Source organism: Arthrobacter sp. 210 2 (assembly GCF_059093025.1).
On sequence record NZ_JBNHIE010000002.1, the window covers coordinates 409,564 to 432,968 of the forward strand.

The 23,405-nt window shown below is 65.8% G+C and carries 25 protein-coding genes and 1 riboswitch; of the genes, 15 read left to right on the forward strand and 10 right to left on the reverse strand.

The features are described from left to right. Positions 1–20: 20 nt before the first annotated feature. The 3 genes from AC5RWA_RS06340 to AC5RWA_RS06350 all read right to left on the reverse strand — a co-directional run bounded on the left by AC5RWA_RS06340 (position 21) and on the right by AC5RWA_RS06350 (position 2,212). A complete protein-coding gene (locus tag AC5RWA_RS06340; protein WP_013599688.1) occupies positions 21–224 on the reverse strand; it encodes a cold-shock protein in 204 nt (67 codons plus the stop codon). 132 nt (positions 225–356) lie between these two features. After that, a complete protein-coding gene (locus AC5RWA_RS06345; RefSeq protein ID WP_079598421.1) occupies positions 357–983 on the reverse strand; it encodes a response regulator in 627 nt (208 codons plus the stop codon). Further along, positions 980–2,212 carry a sensor histidine kinase gene (locus tag AC5RWA_RS06350; protein ID WP_115526246.1) on the reverse strand — a complete coding sequence of 411 codons (1,233 nt, stop codon included), beginning with the start codon at positions 2,210–2,212 and terminating at the stop codon, positions 980–982. The genes AC5RWA_RS06345 and AC5RWA_RS06350 overlap by 4 nt, the downstream gene beginning before the upstream one ends. Positions 2,213–2,410: 198 nt before the next feature. Here AC5RWA_RS06350 and AC5RWA_RS06355 point away from each other — a divergent pair, with 198 nt between their 5' ends. Then, positions 2,411–2,980: a GlcG/HbpS family heme-binding protein gene (locus tag AC5RWA_RS06355; protein ID WP_494056963.1), complete on the forward strand. Its 570-nt coding sequence runs from the start codon at positions 2,411–2,413 to the stop codon at positions 2,978–2,980. A gap of 9 nt (positions 2,981–2,989) precedes the next feature. Then, complete coding sequence (locus AC5RWA_RS06360) at positions 2,990–3,709, forward strand: ankyrin repeat domain-containing protein (RefSeq protein ID WP_494056964.1); 720 nt, start codon at positions 2,990–2,992, stop codon at positions 3,707–3,709. An 82-nt stretch (positions 3,710–3,791) separates the two neighbouring features. Here the strand turns inward: AC5RWA_RS06360 and AC5RWA_RS06365 are convergent, their stop codons facing one another. The 3 genes from AC5RWA_RS06365 to AC5RWA_RS06375 are packed head-to-tail and all read right to left on the reverse strand — an operon-like array spanning position 3,792 to position 6,415. Beyond that, entirely contained in the window at positions 3,792–4,988 is a 1,197-nt protein-coding gene (locus tag AC5RWA_RS06365) for an acetyl-CoA acetyltransferase (RefSeq protein WP_494056965.1), read from the reverse strand. Beyond that, the gene (locus tag AC5RWA_RS06370) at positions 4,985–5,656 is read right to left on the reverse strand and encodes a CoA transferase subunit B (RefSeq protein WP_494056966.1); all 672 of its coding nucleotides are present in this window, start codon (positions 5,654–5,656) and stop codon (positions 4,985–4,987) included. The genes AC5RWA_RS06365 and AC5RWA_RS06370 overlap by 4 nt, the downstream gene beginning before the upstream one ends. A 27-nt stretch (positions 5,657–5,683) precedes the next feature. Beyond that, positions 5,684–6,415 carry a CoA transferase subunit A gene (locus AC5RWA_RS06375; RefSeq protein ID WP_494056967.1) on the reverse strand — a complete coding sequence of 244 codons (732 nt, stop codon included), beginning with the start codon at positions 6,413–6,415 and terminating at the stop codon, positions 5,684–5,686. Positions 6,416–6,591: 176 nt separating this feature from the next. Between AC5RWA_RS06375 and AC5RWA_RS06380 the strand changes: the two genes are divergently transcribed. Continuing rightward, a complete protein-coding gene (locus AC5RWA_RS06380; protein WP_494056968.1) occupies positions 6,592–7,386 on the forward strand; it encodes an IclR family transcriptional regulator in 795 nt (264 codons plus the stop codon). A gap of 110 nt (positions 7,387–7,496) precedes the next feature. Here AC5RWA_RS06380 and nadE read toward each other — a convergent pair whose 3' ends face one another. Then, positions 7,497–8,351 carry an NAD(+) synthase gene (nadE, locus tag AC5RWA_RS06385; protein WP_079598440.1) on the reverse strand — a complete coding sequence of 285 codons (855 nt, stop codon included), beginning with the start codon at positions 8,349–8,351 and terminating at the stop codon, positions 7,497–7,499. 74 nt (positions 8,352–8,425) lie between these two features. On the opposite strand from nadE, the gene pyrE reads away from it, so the two are divergent. From pyrE to AC5RWA_RS06405, 4 genes are all read left to right on the forward strand, one after another. Beyond that, complete coding sequence (gene pyrE / locus AC5RWA_RS06390; RefSeq protein WP_494056969.1) at positions 8,426–9,010, forward strand: orotate phosphoribosyltransferase; 585 nt, start codon at positions 8,426–8,428, stop codon at positions 9,008–9,010. Positions 9,011–9,144: 134 nt separating this feature from the next. Continuing rightward, on the forward strand, positions 9,145–9,912 hold the full coding sequence (locus AC5RWA_RS06395; protein WP_079598430.1) for a GAF and ANTAR domain-containing protein: 768 nt from the start codon (positions 9,145–9,147) through the stop codon (positions 9,910–9,912). A gap of 84 nt (positions 9,913–9,996) precedes the next feature. Continuing rightward, positions 9,997–10,617 carry a hypothetical protein gene (locus tag AC5RWA_RS06400; RefSeq protein WP_494056970.1) on the forward strand — a complete coding sequence of 207 codons (621 nt, stop codon included), beginning with the start codon at positions 9,997–9,999 and terminating at the stop codon, positions 10,615–10,617. Between the two features lie 69 nt (positions 10,618–10,686). Further along, entirely contained in the window at positions 10,687–11,727 is a 1,041-nt protein-coding gene (locus AC5RWA_RS06405) for an alpha/beta fold hydrolase (RefSeq protein WP_494056971.1), read from the forward strand. Here AC5RWA_RS06405 and AC5RWA_RS06410 read toward each other — a convergent pair. Then, entirely contained in the window at positions 11,724–12,554 is an 831-nt protein-coding gene (locus AC5RWA_RS06410; protein ID WP_104443630.1) for an HAD-IIA family hydrolase, read from the reverse strand. The two genes, AC5RWA_RS06405 and AC5RWA_RS06410, sit on opposite strands and share 4 nt — an antisense overlap. A gap of 273 nt (positions 12,555–12,827) precedes the next feature. Here AC5RWA_RS06410 and AC5RWA_RS06415 point away from each other — a divergent pair, with 273 nt between their 5' ends. The 5 genes from AC5RWA_RS06415 (at position 12,828) to AC5RWA_RS06435 (ending at position 17,305) form a co-directional block, all read left to right on the forward strand. Further along, positions 12,828–13,841, forward strand: coding sequence for a hypothetical protein (locus AC5RWA_RS06415; RefSeq protein WP_494056972.1), 1,014 nt, complete (start codon positions 12,828–12,830; stop codon positions 13,839–13,841). Between the two features lie 20 nt (positions 13,842–13,861). Beyond that, a complete protein-coding gene (locus tag AC5RWA_RS06420) occupies positions 13,862–14,551 on the forward strand; it encodes a TrmH family RNA methyltransferase (protein ID WP_494056973.1) in 690 nt (229 codons plus the stop codon). Between the two features lie 244 nt (positions 14,552–14,795). Continuing rightward, a complete protein-coding gene (locus tag AC5RWA_RS06425; protein ID WP_494056974.1) occupies positions 14,796–15,629 on the forward strand; it encodes a putative endonuclease domain-containing protein in 834 nt (277 codons plus the stop codon). Positions 15,630–15,860: 231 nt separating this feature from the next. After that, entirely contained in the window at positions 15,861–16,880 is a 1,020-nt protein-coding gene (gene fbaA / locus AC5RWA_RS06430; protein WP_050056496.1) for a class II fructose-bisphosphate aldolase, read from the forward strand. A gap of 2 nt (positions 16,881–16,882) precedes the next feature. After that, entirely contained in the window at positions 16,883–17,305 is a 423-nt protein-coding gene (locus AC5RWA_RS06435) for a DUF3151 domain-containing protein (RefSeq protein WP_079598171.1), read from the forward strand. 204 nt (positions 17,306–17,509) lie between these two features. Here AC5RWA_RS06435 and AC5RWA_RS06440 read toward each other — a convergent pair whose 3' ends face one another. Further along, entirely contained in the window at positions 17,510–18,139 is a 630-nt protein-coding gene (locus AC5RWA_RS06440; RefSeq protein WP_494056975.1) for a uracil-DNA glycosylase family protein, read from the reverse strand. A 217-nt stretch (positions 18,140–18,356) separates the two neighbouring features. Next, the gene (locus AC5RWA_RS06445) at positions 18,357–19,562 is read right to left on the reverse strand and encodes a cobalamin-independent methionine synthase II family protein (RefSeq protein ID WP_079598169.1); all 1,206 of its coding nucleotides are present in this window, start codon (positions 19,560–19,562) and stop codon (positions 18,357–18,359) included. 13 nt (positions 19,563–19,575) lie between these two features. Continuing rightward, a riboswitch (SAM riboswitch) is annotated at positions 19,576–19,680 on the reverse strand. 213 nt (positions 19,681–19,893) lie between these two features. On the opposite strand from AC5RWA_RS06445, the gene AC5RWA_RS06450 reads away from it, so the two are divergent. From AC5RWA_RS06450 to AC5RWA_RS06460, 3 genes are all read left to right on the forward strand, one after another. After that, a complete protein-coding gene (locus AC5RWA_RS06450; protein ID WP_494056976.1) occupies positions 19,894–20,955 on the forward strand; it encodes a M14 family zinc carboxypeptidase in 1,062 nt (353 codons plus the stop codon). A gap of 259 nt (positions 20,956–21,214) precedes the next feature. Next, the gene (locus tag AC5RWA_RS06455; protein ID WP_079598167.1) at positions 21,215–22,504 is read left to right on the forward strand and encodes an adenylosuccinate synthase; all 1,290 of its coding nucleotides are present in this window, start codon (positions 21,215–21,217) and stop codon (positions 22,502–22,504) included. Between the two features lie 309 nt (positions 22,505–22,813). Further along, positions 22,814–23,164, forward strand: a complete 351-nt coding sequence (locus AC5RWA_RS06460; protein ID WP_079598166.1) for a YegP family protein — start codon at positions 22,814–22,816, stop codon at positions 23,162–23,164. The last annotated feature ends 241 nt before the right edge of the window (positions 23,165–23,405 follow it).

Genomic DNA, 23,405 nt, shown 5'->3' on the forward strand with positions numbered 1-23,405 from the left:
CCGCCGGAGTTTTCCAAGTCTTAGAGCGGGCGGATGTTCTCTGCCTGCGGGCCCTTGGGGCCCTGGGTCACATCGAATTCGACCTTCTGGTTTTCGTCCAGTGAGCGGTAGCCGCTGCTGGCGATTGCCGAGTAGTGGGCGAAAACGTCAGCGGACCCGTCATCGGGGGCAATGAAGCCAAAACCCTTTTCGGCGTTGAACCATTTAACTGTGCCTGTTGCCATGGCTGCATTCCTTCATGTGACTCTGATTCTCTCTCCGGGTTTTCACCCCGGAGTGTGCGGAGAACGTCCCCCGCTGTCCCCAACGTACGGGGCTGGCGGCCTGCTTGCAAGGGTAAACACGGTTTCACCTGGTCAGCGCATGCCTTCGCGGCGTATTGCCGTCGCAATTGCGGCCGCCCTGGTTTCCACTCCGAGCTTGGCGTAGATGTGCGCGAGATGGGTTTTGACGGTGGCTTCGGAGATGAAAAGGCGCTGGCCCAGTTCGCGGTTGCTGAGGCCTTCGGTGAGGAGGCTGAGCAGTTCGGCTTCCCGGGGAGTCAGGATCTCGTCCGGGTTGCGCAACTGCTGGAACAGCCGGGACGCCACCGGCGGGCTCATCACGCTTTTGCCCTGGACGGCGCCGCGGATGGCCGCGAAGATTTCTTCCGGAGCGGCATCCTTCAGCAGGTACCCCATGGCGCCGGCATCCACTGCCCGCACAATGTCCGCGTCCGAGTCGTAGGTGGTGAAGACCAGGATTGCCTGCCGGCCGTTGCGTTCGCGGATTCGGCGGATCGCCTCGATGCCGTCCATTCCCGGGCCCATGGCCAGGTCCATGACCACAACGGCCGGCGAATGCTCCTGGACCCGTTCGAGGGCTTCCTCCCCGGAGGAGGCCTCCGCCACCACGTCGATATCCGGCTGGGTCCCCAGCAGGGCACGGAGGCCGCTGCGCACCACCAGGTGGTCATCCACCAGCAGTACAGTGATGGCGTTCATGCGCTGTCCTCCGCATCCTGCCGGGCGGCCGGCGCGGGGAGCTGGGCCGCCACGATGGTGCCTTCGCCCGGGGCGCTCTCCACCGAGAAGACGCCGCCCAGTTGCTCAACCCGCTGCCGCATCGCCCGCAGGCCGTAGCCTCCGGCGTCCGACGGCGGTGCTGCCGCCGCCGGATCAAAGCCGGCGCCGTCGTCGTAAATGTCCAGCGTGACGGCCTCCGGGAGGAAGCCGAGGGTCACGGTGGCGGCACTGGCGGAGGCATGCAGCCTGACATTGGAGGCCGCACTCTGGACCACCCGCAGCAGCGCGTGGCGGACGTCGGCGGAAACGGGCCGCGGCTCGCCGGTGACCAGGAGCCGGGCCTCCGGCACATACTGCCTGGCGGCAAGGAGAAGCGCCTCCGGCAGGGGCGAGGAGTCCAGGCCGGGGGAGGCAAGCTCGTGGACCAGGCTGCGGGTTTCGGACAGGTTCCCCCGCAACAATGTGGTGGCCTGCCGGAGTTCAGCCTGGGCGGCGGCGCTTGGCCAGGCCCGTCCTGCAGCCTCCAGCAGGAGCAAACTGCTCGCCAGTCCCTGCGTGACGGTGTCGTGGATTTCCCGGGAAACCCGTTCGCGTTCGGCAATGGTGCCGGCCCGGCGCTCGCTGGCGGCCAGCTGCCCCTGGGCGCGCGAAACCTCCGCGTGCAGGCGGCGCTGTGCCTCGGCGTCGTGCTGGATGCGGTCATAGACCAGGGTCAGCATGAGGCCAACGGCCAGCGGCCCCAGCAGCATGGCAAGGTCGGTGCCGCTGCTCATCTTGAACAGCCCGGCGGCAGTGGCGGCCGCCGTGGTTCCTGCCGCGACGTACGCAGCGGTTCCGGCCAGCGCGCTGCGGCAAAGGAAAAAGAGTGCGAACGAGCACCAGGCAAAGCTGGGTGCCGCGATCACCAGGACCGCCCAGACGGCCACCAGCGCGAACATCCAGGCCATCCCGGGCCTGCCGCGGCCGGCGAGCACGGCCACCGCGGCGTACAACAGGGAGGCTGCCGCAGCCAGGCCCAGGATCAGGAGATTGTCCGCGGGGCTGTGCCGCATGACATAACGGACCACGGATGCCACCAGGAGCACCGCGAAACCGAGATGCACCGCGGTGTCGATGCTGCCCAGCCCGGGGCGGCCTGGGTTCCGGGGGACCGGGTCTGCAGACGCGGCAGCGGCGGCCGGCGCAGCGCCGTGAACTCGGGTAGGCATGGGATGTCCCGTTCTGTGGTGGGGAACGCTCCCTCCCATGCTATTGCCCCCGCCGTTGCAGGGCTCTCAGCCATTTGGCTGATACGGCTGGCCTTTGGTCGGAGCAGTGTCCAGACGAAGGCCCGATGGCAGGCGCCGGCGCGGCCGGAAGGATTGATCCGTATCCACCCTGAAAGTTTGCCGATCCGAGGAGACACCATGAAGAAGTCCCACAAAGCACTTGCCGCAGCAGCCGCCGGCGCACTCGTCCTCACCGCCGGGGCCACTGCGGCCGCCAACGCCGGAACCGGCTCCGCGCCCGTGGCTGTCCCTGCCGTGGACATCGCGCCTGCGCCTGAGACCGTCGTCCAGCAGAACCGCATCAGCGTGGGGGCCTCGGCCACTGCCGTGAGTGCCGCACTGGCCAAGTGCCAGGCGGACAAGCTTCCCTTTGTCACGGTGGCCTTGGTGGACCGGTTCGGAACCGTCCAGGCTTTGCTCCGGGGTGACAACGCAGCAGAACACACCATCGAGGCCGCCAAGCAGAAGGCGTACACGGCCGCCGCCTTTGGTGCCCCCACCAGCGAACTCGCCAAGCGGATCAACGGAACCGGCCCCTCCATCGCCGACCTCCCGGGCACCCTCTTCCTGGCCGGCGGCGTTCCGCTGAAGGTCAATGGCGTGTCCGTGGCCGGCATCGGCGTTGGCGGGGCTCCCGACGGCACCCTCGACGAAGCCTGCGCCACGGCCGGGGCGAACGCGATCCCCGGCGCCGGGACTGCCAAGTAGGCTTCCCGTATGAGGCGCTTGAGGGGTGCGGCTGTGGTGGTCGCCGGCGGGCTGGCGGTGTTCCTTGCCGCGTGCCAGGCACCGCAGGGCGGTCCGCAGGATGTGCCGTCCACTGCAGTTGCACCAAACCCGGCATCCACCAGCCAGGCACCTCCCAGCCGGACACCCGTCCCGGACCCCACGCCATCAGCGCCGGCTGACGCCACGGTGTCCCCGCCGGCCCTGTCCGCAGAAGAACAGGCACAGCTGGACCAGGAGCTGATTGCCGCCGCGAAGGCCAACAACGCGCCTCTTGTGAAGGAGCTGATCAGCCGCGGCGGCAACGTCAATGCGAAGGACTCAATCCAGGATTCCGCGTTCCTCTATGCCGGCGCTGAAGGATTCAACGTGGTGCTGCAGCTGACCTTGGCCGCGGGTGCGGACGTGGCCAGCATCAACCGTTACGGCGGCACTGCCCTGATTCCGGCCAGCGAGCACGGCCACGTGGAAACAGTCCGCATCCTGATCGCCGCGGGCGTTCCGGTCAACCACGTCAACAACCTCGGCTGGACCGCGATGCAGGAGGCCATCCTCCTGAACGACGGCGGCCCGCGGCAGCAGGAGGTGGTGCGCCTGCTCCTCGAAGCCGGGGCGGACCCCGACATCCGCGATCCCGAAGGGCGTACCGCCCTGCAGAACGCCGAGCGGCTCGGTTTTGGGGAGATCGCTGCGCTGATCCGCGGCCGGTAGCTCCTGCCGGTAACAGCAACGCGGGGTCGGATATGGCCCGATAATCCGAGGTTTAAGGGCCGGATCTGACCCCGCGTTGCTTTTAGACGGTTTCGAGGATGCTGACGTAGTTGGCGATGCCCACGCCGCCCATGTTCTGGACGGCGGCGCGGCGCGGGTTCCCCAGCTGCTGCATGTCGCCGGCGGTGCCGGTCAGCTGCATTGCGGCCAGGACATGCTGGGATACGCCGGTGGCGCCGACCGGGTGGCCCTTGGACTTGAGGCCGCCGGAGAGGTTGATGGGCAGTTTTCCGTCCTTGTACACCCAGCCTTCCTCGAGGGCGCGCGTGCCTTGGCCGGGTTCGGTGAGCCCCATGGCCTCATACATGAGCAGTTCGGCGATGGTGAAGCAGTCGTGGACTTCGGCGAAGTCCAGGTCCTCGAGTCCGACGCCGGCCATCGCCAGGGCGCGCTGCCAGGACACCCGCGTGGCTTCGAACGCCGTGGGGTCCCTGCGCGCGGCGGGGAAGAAGTCGTTGGCCTGGCCGAATCCGGCAAGCCGCACGGGCGCAGTTGCCCCGCCCGTGGATGAGCCGGACAGCACGACGGCGGCCGCGCCGTCGGAGACGGGGGAGCAGTCGGTGCGGCGCAGCGGGTCGGCCACCATGGGGTTCTTGTCCGAGACGGTGCGGCAGAACTCCTCGCCGAGGTCCTTGCGGAGCTGCGCGTAGGGGTTGTCCACGCCGTTGCGGTGGTTTTTCGCGGCGATGGTTCCCAGCACGTCCCCCAGTTTCCCGTCGGCGTCGTAGCGCTTTGCGTAGTGCTTGGCCACCTCGGCGAAGAGGCCGGTGAATCCGGTGGTGGAGGCCTTGCCGGCCATGTCGTAGTCCGCGCCCAGCAGCCCGGCGCCCACCACGTCGGCTCCGGCGTGGGTCATCTTCTCTGCCCCGATGACCAGAACCGTCTTCGCGGTGCCGGCCAGCAGGGACTTGGTGCCCTGCTGGAAGGCTGCAGATCCTGAGGCACAGGCGTTCTCAACCCGGGTGGCGGGCACGTTTGCCAGCTCCGGGGAAACCTGCAGCGCCAGGGAAGACGGGAAAGCCAGGGGCATCATGCCGGAGTTGAACTGGCCGATATAGATCTCGTCGATCTGCCCGGGCTCAACGCCTGCGGTGGTGATGGCGTCAGTTGCCACCTGGACAATCAGCGATTCGAGGGTCTCCTCGGTGAGCTTGCCGAACCGGCTGTGCCCCCATCCGGTGATCAGGACGTCCTTGCCGAACTGTTCCTGCAGGCTCATGCGATGGCTCCTTCGCGCTCGAGGGCGATGTCGAATTCCGCGTCGGTCTTGTCATGGATCTCGCCGAGGGTCACGCCCGGCGCCAGGCGGGTGAGCGTGAGCCGCCGCCCGCCGTCGTCCTTCTTGGCGAGGTCGAAGACGGCAAGGTCGCTGATGATCCGGTCCACGCAGCTCAGCCCGGTCAACGGAAGTGTGCATTCGCGCACGATCTTCGCGGTGCCGTCCTTGGCGTTGTGTTCGGTGAGGACCACAACCCGGGGCGTCCCGGCCACCAGGTCCATGGCACCGCCCATGCCCTTGACCATCTTTCCGGGGATGGTCCAGTTGGCCAGGTCCCCGTTGTCGGAAACCTGCATGGCCCCCAGGATGGCCACCTTGACGTGCCCGCCGCGGATCATGCCGAAGGAGGTGGCCGAGTCGAAGATGCTCCCGCCGGGCAGCACGGTCACGGTCTGCTTGCCGGCGTTGATGAGGTCTGCGTCCTCCTCGCCCTCGTACGGGAACGGGCCCATGCCCAGCAGGCCGTTCTCGCTTTGCAGGACCACGCGCACGCCCTCGGGGAGATTGTTGGCCACGAGCGTGGGGATGCCGATGCCCAGGTTCACGTAGTCGCCGTCGTTCAGTTCCTCGGCTGCGATTGCAGCCATTTCATCCCTGGTCCAGGCCATGGGTTTCTCCTTCAGTGTGTTGGGCGCTTAGACGGACAGTGCTTCGGTTTCAACGGGAACAGGGCGCTGCCGGACGGTGCGCTGCTCGATGTCCTTGGTCCGGTCCGTGGCCTGCACCAGGCGCTGGACGAAGACGCCCGGCGTCACCACGTGGTTCGGGTCGAGCCCACCGGGCTCCACGATCACCTCGGCCTCAGCGATGGTGAGCCTGCCTGCCGTGGCGACCACCGGGTTGAAGTTCCGTGCGGTGTACCGGTAGATCAGGTTGCCGTCCGTGTCGGCAGTGTGGGCGTGGACCAGTGCGACGTCGGCAGTGATGGCCCGCTCCCGGACGTACGTTTCGCCGTCGAACACCTCGTGCGGCTTGCCCTCTGCAACCAGGGTGCCCACGCCCGTTTTGGTGTAGAAGGCGGGAATGCCGGCGCCGCCGGCGCGGAGGCGCTCCGCCAGGGTGCCCTGCGGCGTGAACTCCACTTCGAGGCGGCCGGCAATGTACTGCTCAGCGAACAGCTTGTTTTCCCCAACGTACGAGGCAATGACCTTCCGGACCTGGCCGGCTTCGATCAGGACGCCCAGGCCCTTCCCGTCCACCCCCATGTTGTTGGACACCACGGTCAGGTCCTTGGCGCCGGAATCGCGGACGGCTTCGATGAGGTCGGCCGGAATGCCGCTCAAGCCGAAGCCTCCCACTGCGAGGGTCATACCGTCCTGCAGTGCGTCCCGGAGGGCATCAGCTGCGGATGCTTGGAGCTTGGTCATGGCGTCTCCTCATCGAGAATTTCGTTTGTCCACTTTGTGGATGGGTGATCTGGAAACTGAGGCTACGGGCGTCGCTTGATGGGTGTCAAGGGGTGTATTTCCATGCTCTTTACCGCTTTTTACACTGTGGACGATATGCTGGTTGCTTTCCATATTATGGACACTAGGGGTGGAAAATGAGCAATCTTCCCGTGCAGGGCGCGCAGGTGGTCAGCCGCATCGCCGGATTGTTACGGCTGGTGGGACGGAGCGCTGACGGCATGTCACTGGCGGACCTGGTGCGCGAATCGGGCCTCACCCGGCCCACCGTCCACCGGCTGCTGTCCTCCCTGGCATCGGAAGGGCTGTTGGACCATGAGGCGGCGAGCGGCAACTGGGTGCTGGGACCGGAAATCCTCCTGATGGGTTCCGTGGCGTCCGCGCGGTTTCCCCTGGAGGACATCGCCCGCCCCAGCCTTCGCCGGCTGGCCGAAGCCACCGGTGAGAGCGCCTTCTTCTCGATCCGCCGCGGCGGGGAAACGGTCTGCCTGCTGCGGGAGGAGGGAAGCTTCCCGGTCCGTTCCTTCGTGCTGCACGAGGGGGTCCGGTTCCCCCTGGGCGTCGCCTCCGCCGGAACGGCCATCATGGCTTTCCTGCCGGAGGCTGAGCAGGAGGAGTTGCTGGACGGGTGGACGGCCCACGCCGGAGCCTTCGCTGCCGGCCACCCGCGCGAGCTGGTCCGGGAGAACCTCGCGCGGACACGCCTGCACGGCTACTCGGTGAATCCCGGGCTGGTGCTCGAGGGAAGCTGGGGCATGGGCGCTGCGGTGTTCGACCCGTCCGGCCGGCCCGCGTGGGCGCTGTCCCTGACCGGGATCGAGCCGCGCTTCCGGCCCGACCGCCAGGAAGAACTGGGCGGCCTCCTGATGGCGGAGGCCCACCGGATTACCCAGCAGCTGGGTGGGGAGGGAAAGGGGACGCGGCCCCGCTGAGTCTCCCCGCCTTTGCCAGGGAACGACGACGGCGCGCCCACCTTCCCGGTGCGGCGCGCCGTCGTTCGTCCCCAAAGGTGGGGAATTTCAGCGACTTTCCAGCTGGGTTCCTACAGTCCGGCCCGCGGTTCCTCCGGGCCCTCGTGCTTCCACCAGGTGTCGAAAATGCTGACGGGAACGGTGCGCTTGTGCCGGGTGCGCAGGTATTTCTGTTCGATCAGTTCGGCAACGTCATCCGGAACCTCGCGGCCCTCCAGGTAGTCGTCGATCTGGTCGTACGTCAGCCCGAGCTCGTCTTCGTCCGTCCGGCCGGGCCGGTCATCGAGCAGGTCCGCGGTGGGCACCTTTTCCCAGACGCGTGCAGGGGCGCCGAGTTCTGCCAGCAGTGCCCGGTTCTGCCGCTTGTTGAGGCCGAACAACGGAAGGATGTCCGCGCCGCCGTCGCCGTACTTGGTGAAGAAGCCGGTGACGGATTCCGCTCCATGGTCCGTGCCGATCACCAGGTAGTTATGCTCGCCGGCAAGGGCATACTGGGCGATCATCCGGGTGCGGGCCTTGGTGTTGCCCTTGTGGAAGTCCGAAATTTCGCTTCCCACGGTTTTCTCGAACTCATCCTCGAAACCGTCCACGGCGGCGGAGATGTTGAACGTCCACTCGGTCTTGGGCTGGATGAAGTCGAGCGCGGCCTGGGCGTCTTCCTCGTCATGCTGCACCCCGTACGGCAGGCGCACGGCAACGAAGTTGGCCTCCACGCCCTCGGCTTCAAGCTCCTCGACCGCCAGCTGGGCAAGCTTTCCGGCGAGGGACGAATCCAATCCGCCGGAGATGCCCAGGACGAAGCCCTTGGTCTGTGTGGCCTTGAGGTAGTCCTTGAGGAATCCGACACGTTTGCGCACCTCCCCTGCGGGATCGATCCGGGGCTGCACGCCCATTTCTTCGATGATGGTGGCCTGGAGTTCGCGCATGAGGTCCACACTAGCCAGCCGTGTCAACGGGGCTCAAGCATCCACACTGTCCGGCCGCTACTAAACTGGAGCGCATGACTTCCCACAGTGAGACTGCAGTAGACTTTGCAGCCGCCCGCGCCCGCCTGCTCGAACTGATCAAGGAACTCGCCGTGGTCCGCGGCAAGGTGATCCTCTCCAGCGGAGCAGAGGCGGACTACTACATCGACCTCCGCAGGATCACGCTGCACCACGAAGCATCCAAGCTGGTGGGACAGGTAATGCTGGCGCTCGCGGACCAGGCCGGGATCGATTTTGAGTGCGCCGGAGGCCTTACCATGGGCGCGGATCCCGTTGGAACTGCCGTCATGCACGCCGCCGCAGATGCGGGCCGTGCCGTTGACGCCTTCGTGGTCCGGAAGGCCCAGAAGTCCTATGGCATGGGGCGCCAGGTGGAAGGCCCCTCCGTGGAGGGCCGCAAGGTACTGGTCCTGGAGGACACCTCCACTACCGGAGGCTCTGCCCTCACCGCCGTGGAAGGCGTCCGCAAAGCCGGCGGCAATGTGGTGGCTGTCGCCGTGATCGTGGATCGCGATACGGGAGCCAAGGAAAAGATTGAAGCTGAAACCGGCGTGCCCTACCTGTTCGCCTTTGGCAAGGACGAACTGGGCCTCTCGTAGCCTTATTCTCCGCCGCAGCCGGATCCTTGCCGGTCCGGTTGCGGGGGCCAGGGGCCGGACTTTGTTGGATCCGAACTTGAGGGTGGCCTATTATTTGCGTTAACCCCCTTTAGTACCCGTTGGAGAACCTGCCCATGCTCACCCCCGAAAAACCTCTGAGCACCACGGACCAGGTCCAGAACCTCATCCTGGACAGCGCCGATTTCGAGGACTTCCTCAACGAGCTGGCGCGCTTCTCGGCACACCAGATGGCAGGCGACGGAGAGGACGCCCTCTGCGGCATCACCCTGCTCCGCGACCGCAAGGCCGCGACCATCGGCTGGAGCAGCGACTCCGCCCGGGAAGTGGACGAGATCCAGTACTCCCTGTCCCAGGGGCCGTGCCTGACGGCGGCCAAGGAGGAACGCGAAGTCCACGTTCCGGACCTTTTCGAGGAGAACCGTTGGGGCCCGGATTACGCGAACGCGGTGGCCTCGCACGGCCTCCGGTCGGTGCTTTCCCTGCCCTTCAACCTCCAGGGCGACGCCAAAGCGGCACTGAACCTGTACTCGGACGTCCCGCGCAAATTCGACGAGCGTGCCACCGCGAGGGCCCGTGGCTACACCCGGGAAATTTCGCAGGCCCTGCGGCTGGCGGTGCGGTTCTCGCTGCACACGGACAGTGCCGCGAACCTGCGCGCAACCCTCGAGTCCCGGACCATCATCGATATTGCCGTAGGCATCGTGATGGCCCAGAACCGGTGCAGCCAGGAGTCCGCGGTGAACATCCTCACCGAGGCGTCCAGCAACAGCAACACCAAGCTGCGGGACATCGCCAAATCGCTGGTGGATTCCGTGGGCGGCACGGGCACCCGGACCCACTACCAGGAACCCGGCCAGAGGCAATCGGACCAGACGGCCTGACGGACGGGTTGTGCCCGCTCCCGCTGGAGGATACGCTTGCCGAGGTTGAGCCGTCGGCCATAGACACCCTTTTTTGGAGTACCTATGGACCGCGCACTGAATGCCATCGTTAACCTCGATGTCCCCGCCGATACCGTCTGGATCGACGTCCGGGGGAGCCTGAACCACGAATCGCGCCCCGACCTCATGCACATCATCCGGCGGGTCAGGCGCATGGGTATCCGTTCCCACGTCAGGGTGGACCTCTCCAACGCCGTGCTGGTGGAGTCCTCTGCCCTGGCCGGGCTCCGGACAGACCTCAACGCCATGGATTCCACGCTGCCGGCCCTGCACGGTGCCGGCGTGTCGCTTCACCTCACCCCCGCCACTGACGGCTGGACGTCCCCCTCAGACACGGGCGAATCCCGCGTGCAGCCCCTTGTCATCGTTGACGACGACGTTGCCCTCCTGGGGACCGGGCACGATGCGTTCCCCGCCGCGCCGGCTGAACCGTTGGAGGAAATTTTCGGCCGGCCGCTGGCGGAGTACACGGACGAGGAACTCCTGGCGGCCAGCGACTCGCTGTTTGCCATGCTGGACAATCCGAAAGCCTTCGCCGGCGCCGATTTGCTGGGCCGCTACAACGACATTGGCCAGGAACTCTCGAGGCGCCGGCAGGAACCCGAAACACCATTCCCGGCAGCGGAGGATCAGGCAGCCAGCTGACGCGGCGTCACTGAATGGTTACACCCCGCTTCTTGCGGCGGTGTCTTCAGTTGTGCCTACGGTAGAGGTGTGCCGTATGAGGGGGACGTAAATCCGCAGAACCGGCGCGGGAGTTCCGCTGCCCGGCTGCTGGCGGAAGCTGCTGCCCTGAAACAGTTTTCACGGCGCGGTTTCCTCACCGGAGCCAGCGCCTCCGGTCTGCTGGCCGCAGACATGCTGCTCACCCGGCAGGTCCAGTCGCAGCGCCGGACGGACAGGATCCTGGCCGTTTCGGATGGTTTCGCAGACCTCTACTACCCGGACGCCAGCTGGTTCCTGTTCCCGGGCTACAAGACCAGCTGGGAGGAAGCGCAGTGGATCCTCAACTCACTGCGCGGGTCCCTGAACAAGCGGGCCAGGCTGGCCGCCGTCGGCTACTCCAACCAGGGGCTGGACATCGACAGCATCGTGATCGCCCTGATCGAGCACGTCCGTGCCCAGAAGATCACCAAGCTGTTCTTCTACGGGCACAGTTTCGGCGGGATGGTCGCAACCCAGGTGGCCGCCCGGCTGCTGGAGATCCACGGTGTGGAGGTGAAGTTCATCGTGCTCGACTCCAGCCCCTACAGCAAGCACGATGTCCTGGACCAGAGCTGGTTCGACGGCGTGGTGTTCCTTTACGAGCGCGGATTCCGGTTCCCGTCCACCCTCCGCGGCGGCTACGAGCTGGGCGAACGGGTCATCCACAAGGATGAACGCAGCTGGCGCCAGATCCTGGACCAGACGATGGAACAGCTGTCCCCGATCGCTCCGTCCAGCGTGCTCGTCCAGACGGAGTCCGCGTACATCTACCACTTCGAAGGTGCCCGGTTCGCGGGCAAGATCGGCACGGCCAAGATGGCCTACGTCGGCAATCCCCGGGACCGGACCGTCCGCTACCAGACGGCAGCCGAAGCCTGGGCCGTGGCGTTCAAGGACAACATCGTGTCGACGGACCTGCAGACCACAGGTGCCGCCCCGGCGCATGCGAGCCCGGGCTGGAACCCCAACATCTACCGGCCAATACTGGACGAACTGCTGGACGGGTTCTTCCCCCTGCCCCGCGGCGGCTCCAGGGTGACCGTGTTCTAGATCTGGTTCTTCAGGTCCGCCACGGAATTCAGGACCTGGTTGGGCCGGAACGGGTAGGCACCGATGTCCTCGCGCCGGGTGATGCCGGTCAGGACCAGGACCGTATGCAGCCCGGCCTCCATGCCGGCGATGATGTCCGTGTCCATCCGGTCACCGATCATGGCGGTGGTCTCGGAATGCGCATCAATCTGGTTCATGGCGGAGCGGAACATCATGGGGTTGGGCTTGCCCACCACATAGGGCTCCCGGTCCGTGGCCTTGGTGATCAGCGCGGCGATGGCACCGGTGGCGGGCAGGGGGCCGTCCTTCGACGGGCCGGTGGCATCCGGGTTGGTGGCAATGAAGCGGGCGCCGGCCAGGATGAGGCGGATGGCGGTGGTGATGGCCTCGAAGGAATACGTGCGTGTTTCGCCGAGCACCACGAAGTCCGGGTCCTGGTCGGTGAGGATGAAGCCTGCCTCATGCAGCGCCGTCGTCAGTCCTGCCTCGCCGATTGTGTAGGCGCGGTTGCCCGATCCTGAACCCTGCACCTGGTCCTTCAGGAACTGGGCGGTGGCCAGGGCGGAGGTCCAGATGTTCTCCTCCGGTACTTCCAGTCCGGAAGCGCGGAGCCGGGCGGCAAGGTCACGCGGAGTGAAGATGGAGTTGTTGGTCAGCACGAGGAACCGCTTGGACGTGTCAACCCACCGCTGGATGAGCTCCGCGGCCCCGGGCACCGCCTGGTTCTCGTGGACCAGCACACCGTCCATGTCCGTCAGCCAGCACTCGATGTCCTGGCCGCTGCGGTAGACCGCCGGGTTTCCCTTGACCGTGTCCGCTTCTGCCATGTTTTCTCCTCCAGGTTCATCTGCCGGTTGCGGCTCCCAGTCTTTCATCCTTCTGCCCGAACAACCTGGACCCCTGGAGGGAAGGGCCCGGCGGCCAGCCTGGCTGCCCGGTCCACTAGGCTCTTAGCTGGCACCAAGGTGCCAGCGGCTGCGGATCCGGGGATGTCCGCAGTGTTTGTTGCGCCGGCACGCGCCAGCACGTCCCTTTGAACAGAGACCACCTGGCACCGTGCGGGAACCGCAGGCTGCCACCAGCACCTGAAAGGGACTGCCATGAGCAACAGCAACTACAGTGCCCCGCCACCGCCCAGGGATGCCGCCGGGGCCTACGCGCCGCCGCCGCTTCCCGGCCAGCACCCCAACCAGCAGTATTCCGGCCCGCAGTACCCCGGGCAGCAGTACCCGCAACCTGGTGCCCCGCAGCAGCCGCAGCACGAGCCGCCCCGCAACAACAAGACGCTGTTCATCGTCCTGGGGGCAGTTGCGGCAGCCGTCATAGCCGCGCTCGTCGCCGTTTTTGTGTGGGTGGTCCCGGTGTTCACCGCGCCGCGGGCCGCAGATTCCCCGTCCGCGGGGGCGTCGTCCCCGGCGCCGGAGGAAAGCCCAGCGGGTGAAGAATCGGCTGCACCATCCGGCCAGGCTGCGGACGATGTGCCGGCCGGCGCCATTCCCCTTCCCCCGGGCTGGGCGGACCTGCAGGGGCCGGCCAACATCCCCGCCGAGGGCGATCCGCTGTTCAGCCGCTTTGTCACAGGAGAGTCCTCCTTCCAGTACCTCACATCCTGGACCGCCGATGACACCTTCGGAATTACCACGGATCCCACCACCGGTACGCCCATGCAGCAGAAAGCCCAGGGCACGGAGGAGCGCGACGGCGACGGCATCGCCCTGGCCTACGCGTTCTTCGCCGAAGCCGAGGAAGGCAAATACGGCAAGGAACCCGGGAAGGTGCAGGCGGCCATAGCGGAGATCCAGGCGAAGTTCGCCGCCATGCCCGCAGCCGACCTGCCGCAGCACCTGGTGGGCCACAAATGCACGGGCAACTTCAAAACCACCACTCCCGAGACCCGCGAATTCCGCCGGACGGCCGCCGTCGTCATCGGTTTTACCTGCACCAACGCCCGCGGCGAAACCATCCGGGCCGTGAACCTGTTCAGCGTCACCCCGTGGGGAACTCCGCAGATGGTGGGCGTCAGCGGCCACGAGACGTACTGGAACGAACACCCGGACCTGCTGGAGCAGATCTCCAACTCCTACCGCGCCAACCGCTGGAAACTGGACGGCTGACCCGCGGCTAAAGTTGAAGCGTGACTGACCAGCCCCAGACTCCGCCGCCGTCCGATCCGCCGTCCGGCGAGGCAGCGCCGGGGGAGGACTCCGCGCCCAAGGCGGAGGTCGGCGTCGGGCCCTGGGAAGGGGAACTGCCGGAAGGCGACCACTGGGATCCCGACCTCCTGGCCGACGGCGACCGGCGCAACGTCCTGGACAAGTACCGGTACTGGAAGCACGAGGCGATCGTGGCGGAGCTGGACTCCCGGCGCCACAACTTCCACGTGGCCATCGAAAACTGGCAGCACGACCTCAATATCGGCACGGTGGTGCGCACCGCCAACGCGTTCCTCGCCAAGGAGGTCCACATCATCGGCCGACGGCGGTGGAACCGCCGCGGGGCCATGGTCACCGACCGCTACCAGCACGTCCGGCACCACCCCACCGTTGCCGACTTTGTCGAGTGGGCGCGGGGGGAAGGGCTGGCCATCATCGGGATCGACATCTTTCCGGACTCCGTCCCGCTGGAGACGTACGAGCTGCCGAAGGACTGTGTGCTGGTGTTCGGCCAGGAAGGTCCCGGGCTCACGCCGGAGGTCCACGAGGCGGCGGTCGCCACCCTGTCCATCGAACAGTTCGGCTCCACCCGGTCCATCAATGCAGCGTCCGCCGCCGCGATCGCCATGCACGCCTGGGTGCGGCGGCACGTCTTCAACCAGCTCACCTAGTACCGCCCCTTCCCGCGAGATGGCACTTAACGGCAGTCCAAGCGGCCGGAACTGCCGTTAAGTGCCATCTCGCGGGGCGGAGGGCACCCAGGCTGTGGATAACTCCTATCCTGGCTCCGTGAACGAGCCAGAATGAGGGATGCGCAGGGCCATCCTTCCCGACCATTTGAACAATGGTTCATTTTCCCTTCGGGCCTCGGACAAGGCCGGAGTCACACGTACCCGCACGGCGGCAAAGGACCTGATGACGGTTTCACGGGGTATCCGGGTGCCGGTGCAATCGGGCGCCACGGGATCAGCAGCTTTGCGTGCCTACACGGACCTTGACGACACCTCCATCCTCACGTCGTTGTCGGCCGCCCGCGTCTGGAGTGCGCCGCTGCCCGCCACGCACAGCGGCGATTGGCGGATCCACCTTGCCCGGCGGCGGGGCTTCAGCTTCCCGCGCCGCGCCAACGTGGTTGGACACGTGCTGACATTCTTCCCGGACGAGGTGCTGGAGTACGACGGCGTCCGGCTCACGTCGCCTGCGCGGACGTGGCTGGACCTAGCTGGTCTGCTGACCGTGGAGGAGTTGGTAGCCGTTGGCGACTATTTGGTCTGCTGCCACGGGCCTGCATTTCCGATGCCCAGGGCCGCTATATGCAGTATCGATGACTTGCGCGATGTTATCGGGCGGCACCGTGGCATGCGGGGTATCCGTTCAGCACGGGAGGCAGTTGAGCTGGTCCGCGTGGGCAGCGACTCGGTCCCTGAGACCAGGATGCGCCTCGCGCTCGTTGATGCAGGCCTGCCCGAACCCGTCCTGAACCAGGTGTTGTTTGACAGCCGGGGCGTCCCGGTCCTGTGGCCGGATGCGGCCTATCCGCGCTGGGGTATCGCGTTGCAGTACGACGGCGGACATCATGCCGGCACGGAACAGCATTTGAGGGATATCAATCGGCAGGACCGGACCGAGATCCACGGCTGGCTGGAGGTCAGGATCGGCAAACATCATCTCGAAGGTGACCATCCCGCCGTCGTACCCAGGGTCCGGCGGGCACTGCAAAGCCGGGGCTGGACGCGAGATGACAGTTAACGGCAGACGCGCGGCCCGTCATTGCCGTGAACTGCCATCTCGAGTAAGCCCAGGCCCGGCCGGGCGGTGGGCGCACGCCCGCAGGGTTCCCTGGCCGAGCTTGCGGGGCGAGGGTGCGGGCGGGGCGTAACCAGGAGCACACCCAGTGCGGTAATGACTAGGATGGTGCCTAGCCGTACAGCGGTCTACGGGTTACCAGCCCCACAGACAAAACTCAGCATAGGAGTCAGCATGCCCATTGCAACCCCAGAGATCTACTCCGAGATGATCGACCGCGCGAAGGCAGGCGGCTTCGCGTTCCCGGCCGTGAACGTGACGTCCTCCCAGACTCTGAACGCCGCGCTGCGCGGTTTCGCGGAGGCTGAGTCCGACGGCATCGTCCAGGTCTCCACCGGCGGCGCCGCGTACTGGTCCGGCGCCTCCACCAAGGACATGGTGGCCGGTTCCCTGGGCTTCGCCGCGTTCGCCCGCGAAGTGGCGAAGAACTACAACGTCAACATCGCCCTGCACACCGACCACTGCCCCAAGGACAAGCTGGACGGTTTCGTCCTGCCGCTGCTGGCCGCATCCGAGGCTGAGGTCAAGGCCGGCCGGAACCCGCTGTTCAACTCCCACATGTGGGACGGCTCCGCCGAAACCCTGCAGGAGAACCTGCGGATCGCCCGCGAACTGCTGGAGCGCACCGCGGCGGCCAAGATGATCCTCGAGGTTGAGATCGGCACCGTGGGCGGCGAAGAGGACGGCGTCGAGAACGAGATCAACGAAAAGCTGTACACCACCGTCGAAGACGCCCTGGCCACCGTTGAGGCCCTCGGCTCCGGGGAGAACGGCCGCTACATCACCGCGCTGACCTTCGGCAACGTCCACGGCGTATACAAGCCCGGCGGCGTCAAGCTTCGCCCGGAGATCCTCAAGGACATCCAGGCCCAGGTGGGCGCCAAGATCGGCAAGGACAGCCCGTTCGACCTGGTGTTCCACGGCGGCTCCGGCTCCTCGGACCAGGAAATCGCCGACGCCGTGTCCTACGGCACCATCAAGATGAACATCGACACCGACACCCAGTACGCCTACACCCGCCCCGTGGCGGACCACATGTTCCGCAACTACGACGGTGTCCTGAAGGTGGACGGCGAAGTGGGCAACAAGAAGACCTACGACCCCCGCGTCTGGGGCGCCTCCGCCGAAGCCGGCCTCGCAGCCCGCGTCGTGGAAGCCACCAAGCAGCTCGGCTCGGCCGGAAAGACCTTCTAGGAATGTCAGACGAGTTCCGCAAGAACCTGATGGGCCCCGAGCCCACGCTCCTGCCTGCCGAGACCGAGGTCTACCAGCAGCTGGAAGCAGGCCAGGAAGCCCTGGACCTCGTGGAAAAGCACCCCACCTCCTCGCTGCTGTGGGCCGTGCTGGCGGAAGAGGCCTGGGCTGAGGGACGCACCATCGATTCCTACGCCTACTCACGTGTGGGCTACCACCGCGGCCTGGACTCGCTGCGCCGCAACGGCTGGCGCGGCGTGGGGCCCATCCCGTGGGAGCACGGGCCCAACCGTGGCTTCCTCCGTGCGCTGTACTCGCTGGGCCGTGCCGCGGCCGCGATCGGCGAGGCGGAGGAACCGGAGCGGATCGAGAAGTTCCTGAACGACTCGGACCCCACTGCCAAGGCAGCCATCGAAGGCAAGTAGCAGAAGCAACGCGGGGTCACTTTTAGCCCTCTCCGGGCACCGGACTGGGCCGAAAGTGACCTTGCGTTGCGTTTAAAGTACGACGGCGGGCGGTCACCTTCCACACGAAAAGTGACCGCCCGCCGTCGTACTGCCCGATGGTTGAGCCTGCCGAAACCTGATTTCGACAGGCTCAATCACCGGAGGTCAGGCTCAGTCTGATGCCTATGACTTCTGGAGGCCGGTGCGGGCCATGGCGTCGGCGTAGGCCACGCGCATGTCCTCGAGGTACTCCTCCTGGCGGGCCGGGGAACCGGCGAAAGCGCGTCCGCTCAGGGACCGCACCTTGTAGGTCTTCAGGCCGCGGCGCCAGAGCAGCGGCACCTCGGTCTTCAGCAGCAGGTTGGCCAGGCGGTTGGCTTCGGTGCCGTGGGCCACGATCACCGAGGCGCGCGGGACCAGCGCCAGGAACTTCAGCAGCGGCTTGAGGCCGGCCTGGATCTGGTCCGGGGTGAACTTCCCGTTGACCTCGCCCGGGACATGCCAGGGATGCACGTTCCAGGGCATGACAAACTCGGGGCGAAGGCCCAGCTTCCACTGGATGCCGAGCATCCGGGTAGCGGCGTCCTGGTCTCCCGGGGTGATGAAGCCGGACTCGTCGGCCCCTCCGATGTTCGAGAAGAGGCTGATAATGCGGCATTCGTCCACGTCATGCATGGGGTCGACGTAGGGCACTACCGTGCCGGGCCGGGTCTCCTGCAGGGAATCGCACAGTTCATTGACGGCGGCAACATTGGGTTCGTAGCGGCGGCTCAGGAGCTGCTCATGGAAAGATTCGGGGGCCAGGGCTGTCATGTAGTGCTGGATCTCCTGCGGGGATTGGCGGTGCTGCCGCCGGCGGATATGGGCGCACGAAGGCGCCACACATGAGCGGCGGTTGAGATGGGGTGGACCGATTCCGGGTCGGCCTGTTCCAGTTTAGCAAGCCCGGAGAAACGAAACGCCGGTCCCCTGCATCCAATACTGTGGAGCAGGGAACCGGCGGTCCTGGCTGGCGGAGAAGGGGCGGCTGTTACCAGAGCCGCTTGGTTGCCCGGCGGGCGCCTTCTCCCAGTGCTTCAAGCTTGGCGACGGCGATCTGGGGGTGGACGCGCCCGCCCAGGCCGCAGTCCGTGGACGCAATGACGTTCTGGCGGCCAACTACCTCGGCGAAACGGACGATGCGGTCTGCCACGAGGTCCGGGTGCTCCACCACGTTGGTGGCGTGCGAGACGATGCCGGGGATGATGACCTTGCCCTCGGGAAGCTTGGTGTCCTCCCACACCCGCCACTCGTGTTCGTGGCGGACATTGGCGGCCTCAAAGGAGTACCCGCCGGCGTTGATCTGCAGCATTGTGTCCACCAGGTCCGCGAACGGGAGGTCGGTGGTGTGGGGGCCGTGCCAGGAGCCCCAGCAGAGGTGGAAGCGCACCTGCTCCTCGGGAAGGCCGCGGAGGGCGTAGTTCAGCGCTTCCACCCGGATCTGCGTGAATTTGAGGTAGTCCTCAACGGTGGGTTCCGGACTGATCTGGTCCCAGTTCTCAGCAATGGAGGGATCATCGATCTGCAACGTGAGGCCGGCGTCCACGATGGCCTTGTACTCCTCGCGGAGTACGTCCGCGCAGGCGTAGATATACTCCTCCTCCGTGGCGTAGTACTCGTTGGTGATCCGTGATGCGCTGCCGGGGGAGAGCGCTGCCACGAATCCTTCCTTCAATCCGGTTGCGGCAAGGCCCGCCTTGAGGTTGGCGATGTCCGAGGCCACCGCCTCCTGGCCCGTGTACACCAGCGGTCCCGTGACCTTCGGGAACGGCTTCGCGCCGCCGGTGAAGATGCCGCTGGTGGGATCGTTGTAGGCCTCGGCAAAAAGGACGCGGTCGCGGCGGTGGATGAATCCCGTCAGCTGGACGTTGCCGGGGGTGGATTCCTTCGGTTCAACGGCCCATGTGGCGTCATTGTCCAGTTCCAGGCCACCCATCCGGGCAAATGAGTAGGACCACCATGCGCCGTAGTCCACAGCGGCGGACATCGCGTGGCCGTACTCGCCGTCGTTCGGAATATCGATGCCCAGGCTTTGCTGACGCTGGACCAGGTCCACAACGGAAGCGGTGAGGAGTTCGTTGTATCCCTCCACGTCGGCCGGGTTTTCCTCGCGCGCCGCGTTGGCGGCGATAAGCTCGGGCGTGCGCGGCAAGGAACCTGCGTGGGTAACGCGGATGTGGTCGGTATTCAGGGACATGCTGGATTTTTCCTTTCCATCGGTCCTGGCAGTAGCACCTTCTGCGGGCAGGACGTCCTGCCCTGACGGGTTGCTGCGGCGTCATTGAGCCAGGTCTCTTGGCCGCTCCGGATGGTTCACTCTCACTTAAATCCAGCACTGCGGGCGGGAGCAAATTCGCTTCGCCATATGTCGCGCCGCGTTGACAGCTTTCGATTCGTAATAACTGGGTGCGGATAACCGTCATGTCCATTGACAGGTTTTGTCCAGCACGGTTGGCTGATGTCACAGCCGGCAATGGGGGACATAGCGGGCTGGACGCACCTAATGCACTCGAAAGAGGTAACGCACCGTGAGAAAAACCCTGGCAACTTTCAGGACCCTGGCCGCCGGAGCCCTTGCTCTTGCCGTTGTGGCAGGACCCGCACCGCTCGCCCATTCGGTGGGCGAAGGTCCCAACTACGACGGCAACGGCCAAATCACCACCTCGAAGCTGGCCACCTATGACCAGATGGTTTCCTTCCTGAAGGACCAGGATGCCCGCCAGTCCGCCATGGAGCTTGAGGTCATCGGGCAGACCGTCAAGGGACGCGACATCCACCTGGTCAAGTACATTTCGGACCCGGCGAAACCCACCATCCTGTACCTCACGCAGCAGCACGGCAATGAGCAGCTCACCACCGAGGGCGCCCTGGAATTCGTCAAGCACCTCGGGACGGGCAAGTCGGAGGACATCCTGGACGGTGTGAACATCCTGATCGTTCCAATGCTCAACGCGGACGGCGCCATGGGGGACGTGAACTTCCCGCTGGATGACTACCTGGCCAAGGGCGACCGGAACATGACCCGCTACAACGCCGAGGAAGTGGACCTCAACCGCGACCACGTAGACAAGGTCCAGCCGGAAACCCAGGCGCTGCACAACAATGTGATGCGCAAATACACGGTGGACTACATGATCGACCTGCACCACCAGGGCACACGCAGCGAACGCGACGGAAAGCTGGTCTCGGGGTCCATCCTGTACCCCACCACACCCAACGCCGATCCTGCCGTGGTGGAAAAGTCCAAGCAGCTGGGCGCCGTGGTTTTTAACAACGTCGACTCCACCGGCTGGGGCCACCTGGGCAAGTATGTGGGTGGCAGCGCCGAAACCATCAGCCGCAATGGGATTGCCGTTGAGTACGATATCGCAACCTTGCTCTTCGAAATGCGTGGCATGTCCGACCACTACGCGGACGGCGTCGCCCTGGGCCTGCGCAGCAACGGTTACCTGATCCAGCAGACCGTGACCACGCTGACTGCAACCGCGGCAGCAATTGCGGACGGCTCCATCGCCGACGCCGACACCTCCTTCTGGGACAGCCTTGCCACCCAGACGTCCCGGCCGGGCGAGGAAGCCGACGGCGAGTAACCATAACGCCCACCCGCCGCGGTCCTTGCCTGCAGGAGTCCTTTACCCTGCAAGAAGGACCGCGGCGGCCCAACGAGTGGACAAAGTCGCTCATCGGCTAAACTTGGGTGGTAAGAGCCCCGGAACTCTTGCATCGCTGCCCCGTCCCGCGGACCAGCGACGGCCGGTCCATTCGGGGCATTCTCATGAACGGCGCCGCACCGGGCAAGCCACCTCCATGGCCGGACCCGGGCAGCCCGAACGAATGGGGGAGGATCCCATGCCAGCAATTGTGATCGTAGGAGCCCAGTGGGGCGACGAAGGAAAAGGCAAGGCCACTGACCTTCTGGGCGGCCGCGTTGACTACGTCGTCAAGCCCAACGGCGGCAACAACGCCGGGCACACCGTCGTCGTAGGCGGTGAAAAGTACGAACTCAAGCTGCTGCCGGCAGGCATTCTCAGCCCCAACGCGGTTCCCATTATCGGCAACGGCTGCGTGGTGAACCTCGAAGCGCTCTTCCAGGAAATCGAAGGACTGCAGGCCCGCGGCGCAGACACCTCCAAGCTCCGGGTTTCCGCGAACGCCCACCTCGTGGCCCCGTACCACCAGGTCCTGGACAAGGTGACCGAGCGGTTCCTGGGAAGCCGCGCCATCGGAACCACCGGCCGCGGCATCGGCCCGGCCTACATGGATAAAGTGGCCCGGCTGGGCATCCGCGTGCAGGACGTCTTTGACGAGTCCATCCTCCGCCAGAAGGTGGAGGGCTCCCTGCGCCAGAAGAACGAACTGCTGGTGAAGGTCTACAACCGCCGCAGCGTCCTGGTGGAGGAAATCGTGGAGTACTTCCTCTCCTTCGCCGAGCGGCTCCGTCCGCTGGTCATCGACAGCACCCTGGTCCTGAACACCGCACTCGATGAGGGCAAGGTGGTCCTGATGGAAGGCGGCCAGGCAACATTCCTGGACGTGGACCACGGAACCTACCCGTTCGTCACCTCCTCCAACCCCACTGCCGGCGGCGCCTCGGTGGGTTCCGGCATCGGCCCAACCCGCATTTCCCGCTCCATCGGCATCATCAAGGCGTACACCACACGCGTGGGCGCCGGTCCGTTCCCCACCGAGCTTTTCGACGAGATGGGCATGTACCTGCAGAAGACCGGCGGGGAATTCGGCGTCAACACCGGGCGCCCGCGCCGCTGCGGCTGGTACGACGCCGTCCTGGCCCGCCATGCATCCAGGGTCAACGGCTTCACGGACTACTTCGTCACCAAGCTGGACGTCCTCACCGGCATCGAGCAGATCCCCGTGTGCGTGGCCTACGACGTGGACGGCGTGCGCCATGACGAGATGCCCATGACGCAGACCGAGTTCCACCACGCCAAGCCCATCTTCGAATACTTCGAAGGCTGGACCGAGGACATCACGGGTGCCCGCACCCTTGCTGACCTGCCCGAGAACGCCCGCAACTACGTGCTGGCCCTGGAAAAGCTGTCCGGCACGCGGTTCTCCGCCATCGGCGTGGGCCCGGACCGTGACCAGACCATCGTGGTGAACGACCTTATCAACGACTGACGTGTGGGCCCACGCCCGCAGGGTTCCCTGGCCGAGCTTGCGAGGCTAGGGAGTGGGTGGGGACGACGACGGCGGGTCACCCGAGTGGGTGGCCCGCCGTTTGTCTTCCCAAAAGTATGGCAATTTACATAGGGTTAACCCGGCTGGTCTTGTGAGGCTGCGTCATTGGACGACAGACTTATCAACACCACGTGATGCAATCACCAATTCGTTCGACCAAACCCGCGGGAACATGCGCAGCACCGCGCACAGACCAGCTGGCGACAAGGATGTCGCCGGGCAGGATCCCGCAGACCGGAAGGATTTCTTATGGCCGGAAAGTTCGAAGCTTTTGTCGACTCAGATTCGTTTTTCAGGTTCCGGCTTCTGGCCCCCGATGGCACGGTGATGGCGGTGTCCGGGCCTTTTGAGGACAAGTCCGCACTCGCCGCCGGGATCGCCGCCGTCCGTGAATGCGCAGGTACCGGTCTGGTCACCGATCTCTGCCCTGCCGGGGCAGTAACCAGGAGCTCCGCCGCGGCTCCCGCTGTTGCTCCAATGAGGCCCCAGGCTGACTGCGATGACCAGCGCGTCCCCGCCAGGGTGCACGCTTTTACGATCGCCAAGGAACCGCGCCGGCAGGGGAGTGCACCGCGCTGGATCCCGGCCGCGGCCCGCTGAACCTCCTCCAAAAAGTTTTGGAAAGTTTTTTCAGGAACGCGTAACCCTTTCGCCGTCGTCAGCGATTACCCCTATGTAGCGCCGGTCTGGAACTTGTCCCCCATCACGTTCCAGACCGGCTCTTTCATTGATCCGGTGGCAGGGGCAGCTGCCTCATGCCGGAACCGGTGACGCCCGTGGCGGTCCCGGCGCAGTGGTTACCGAGGGGTAAAGTAATGCGGGGAAAAGCCGTTCCACCCCT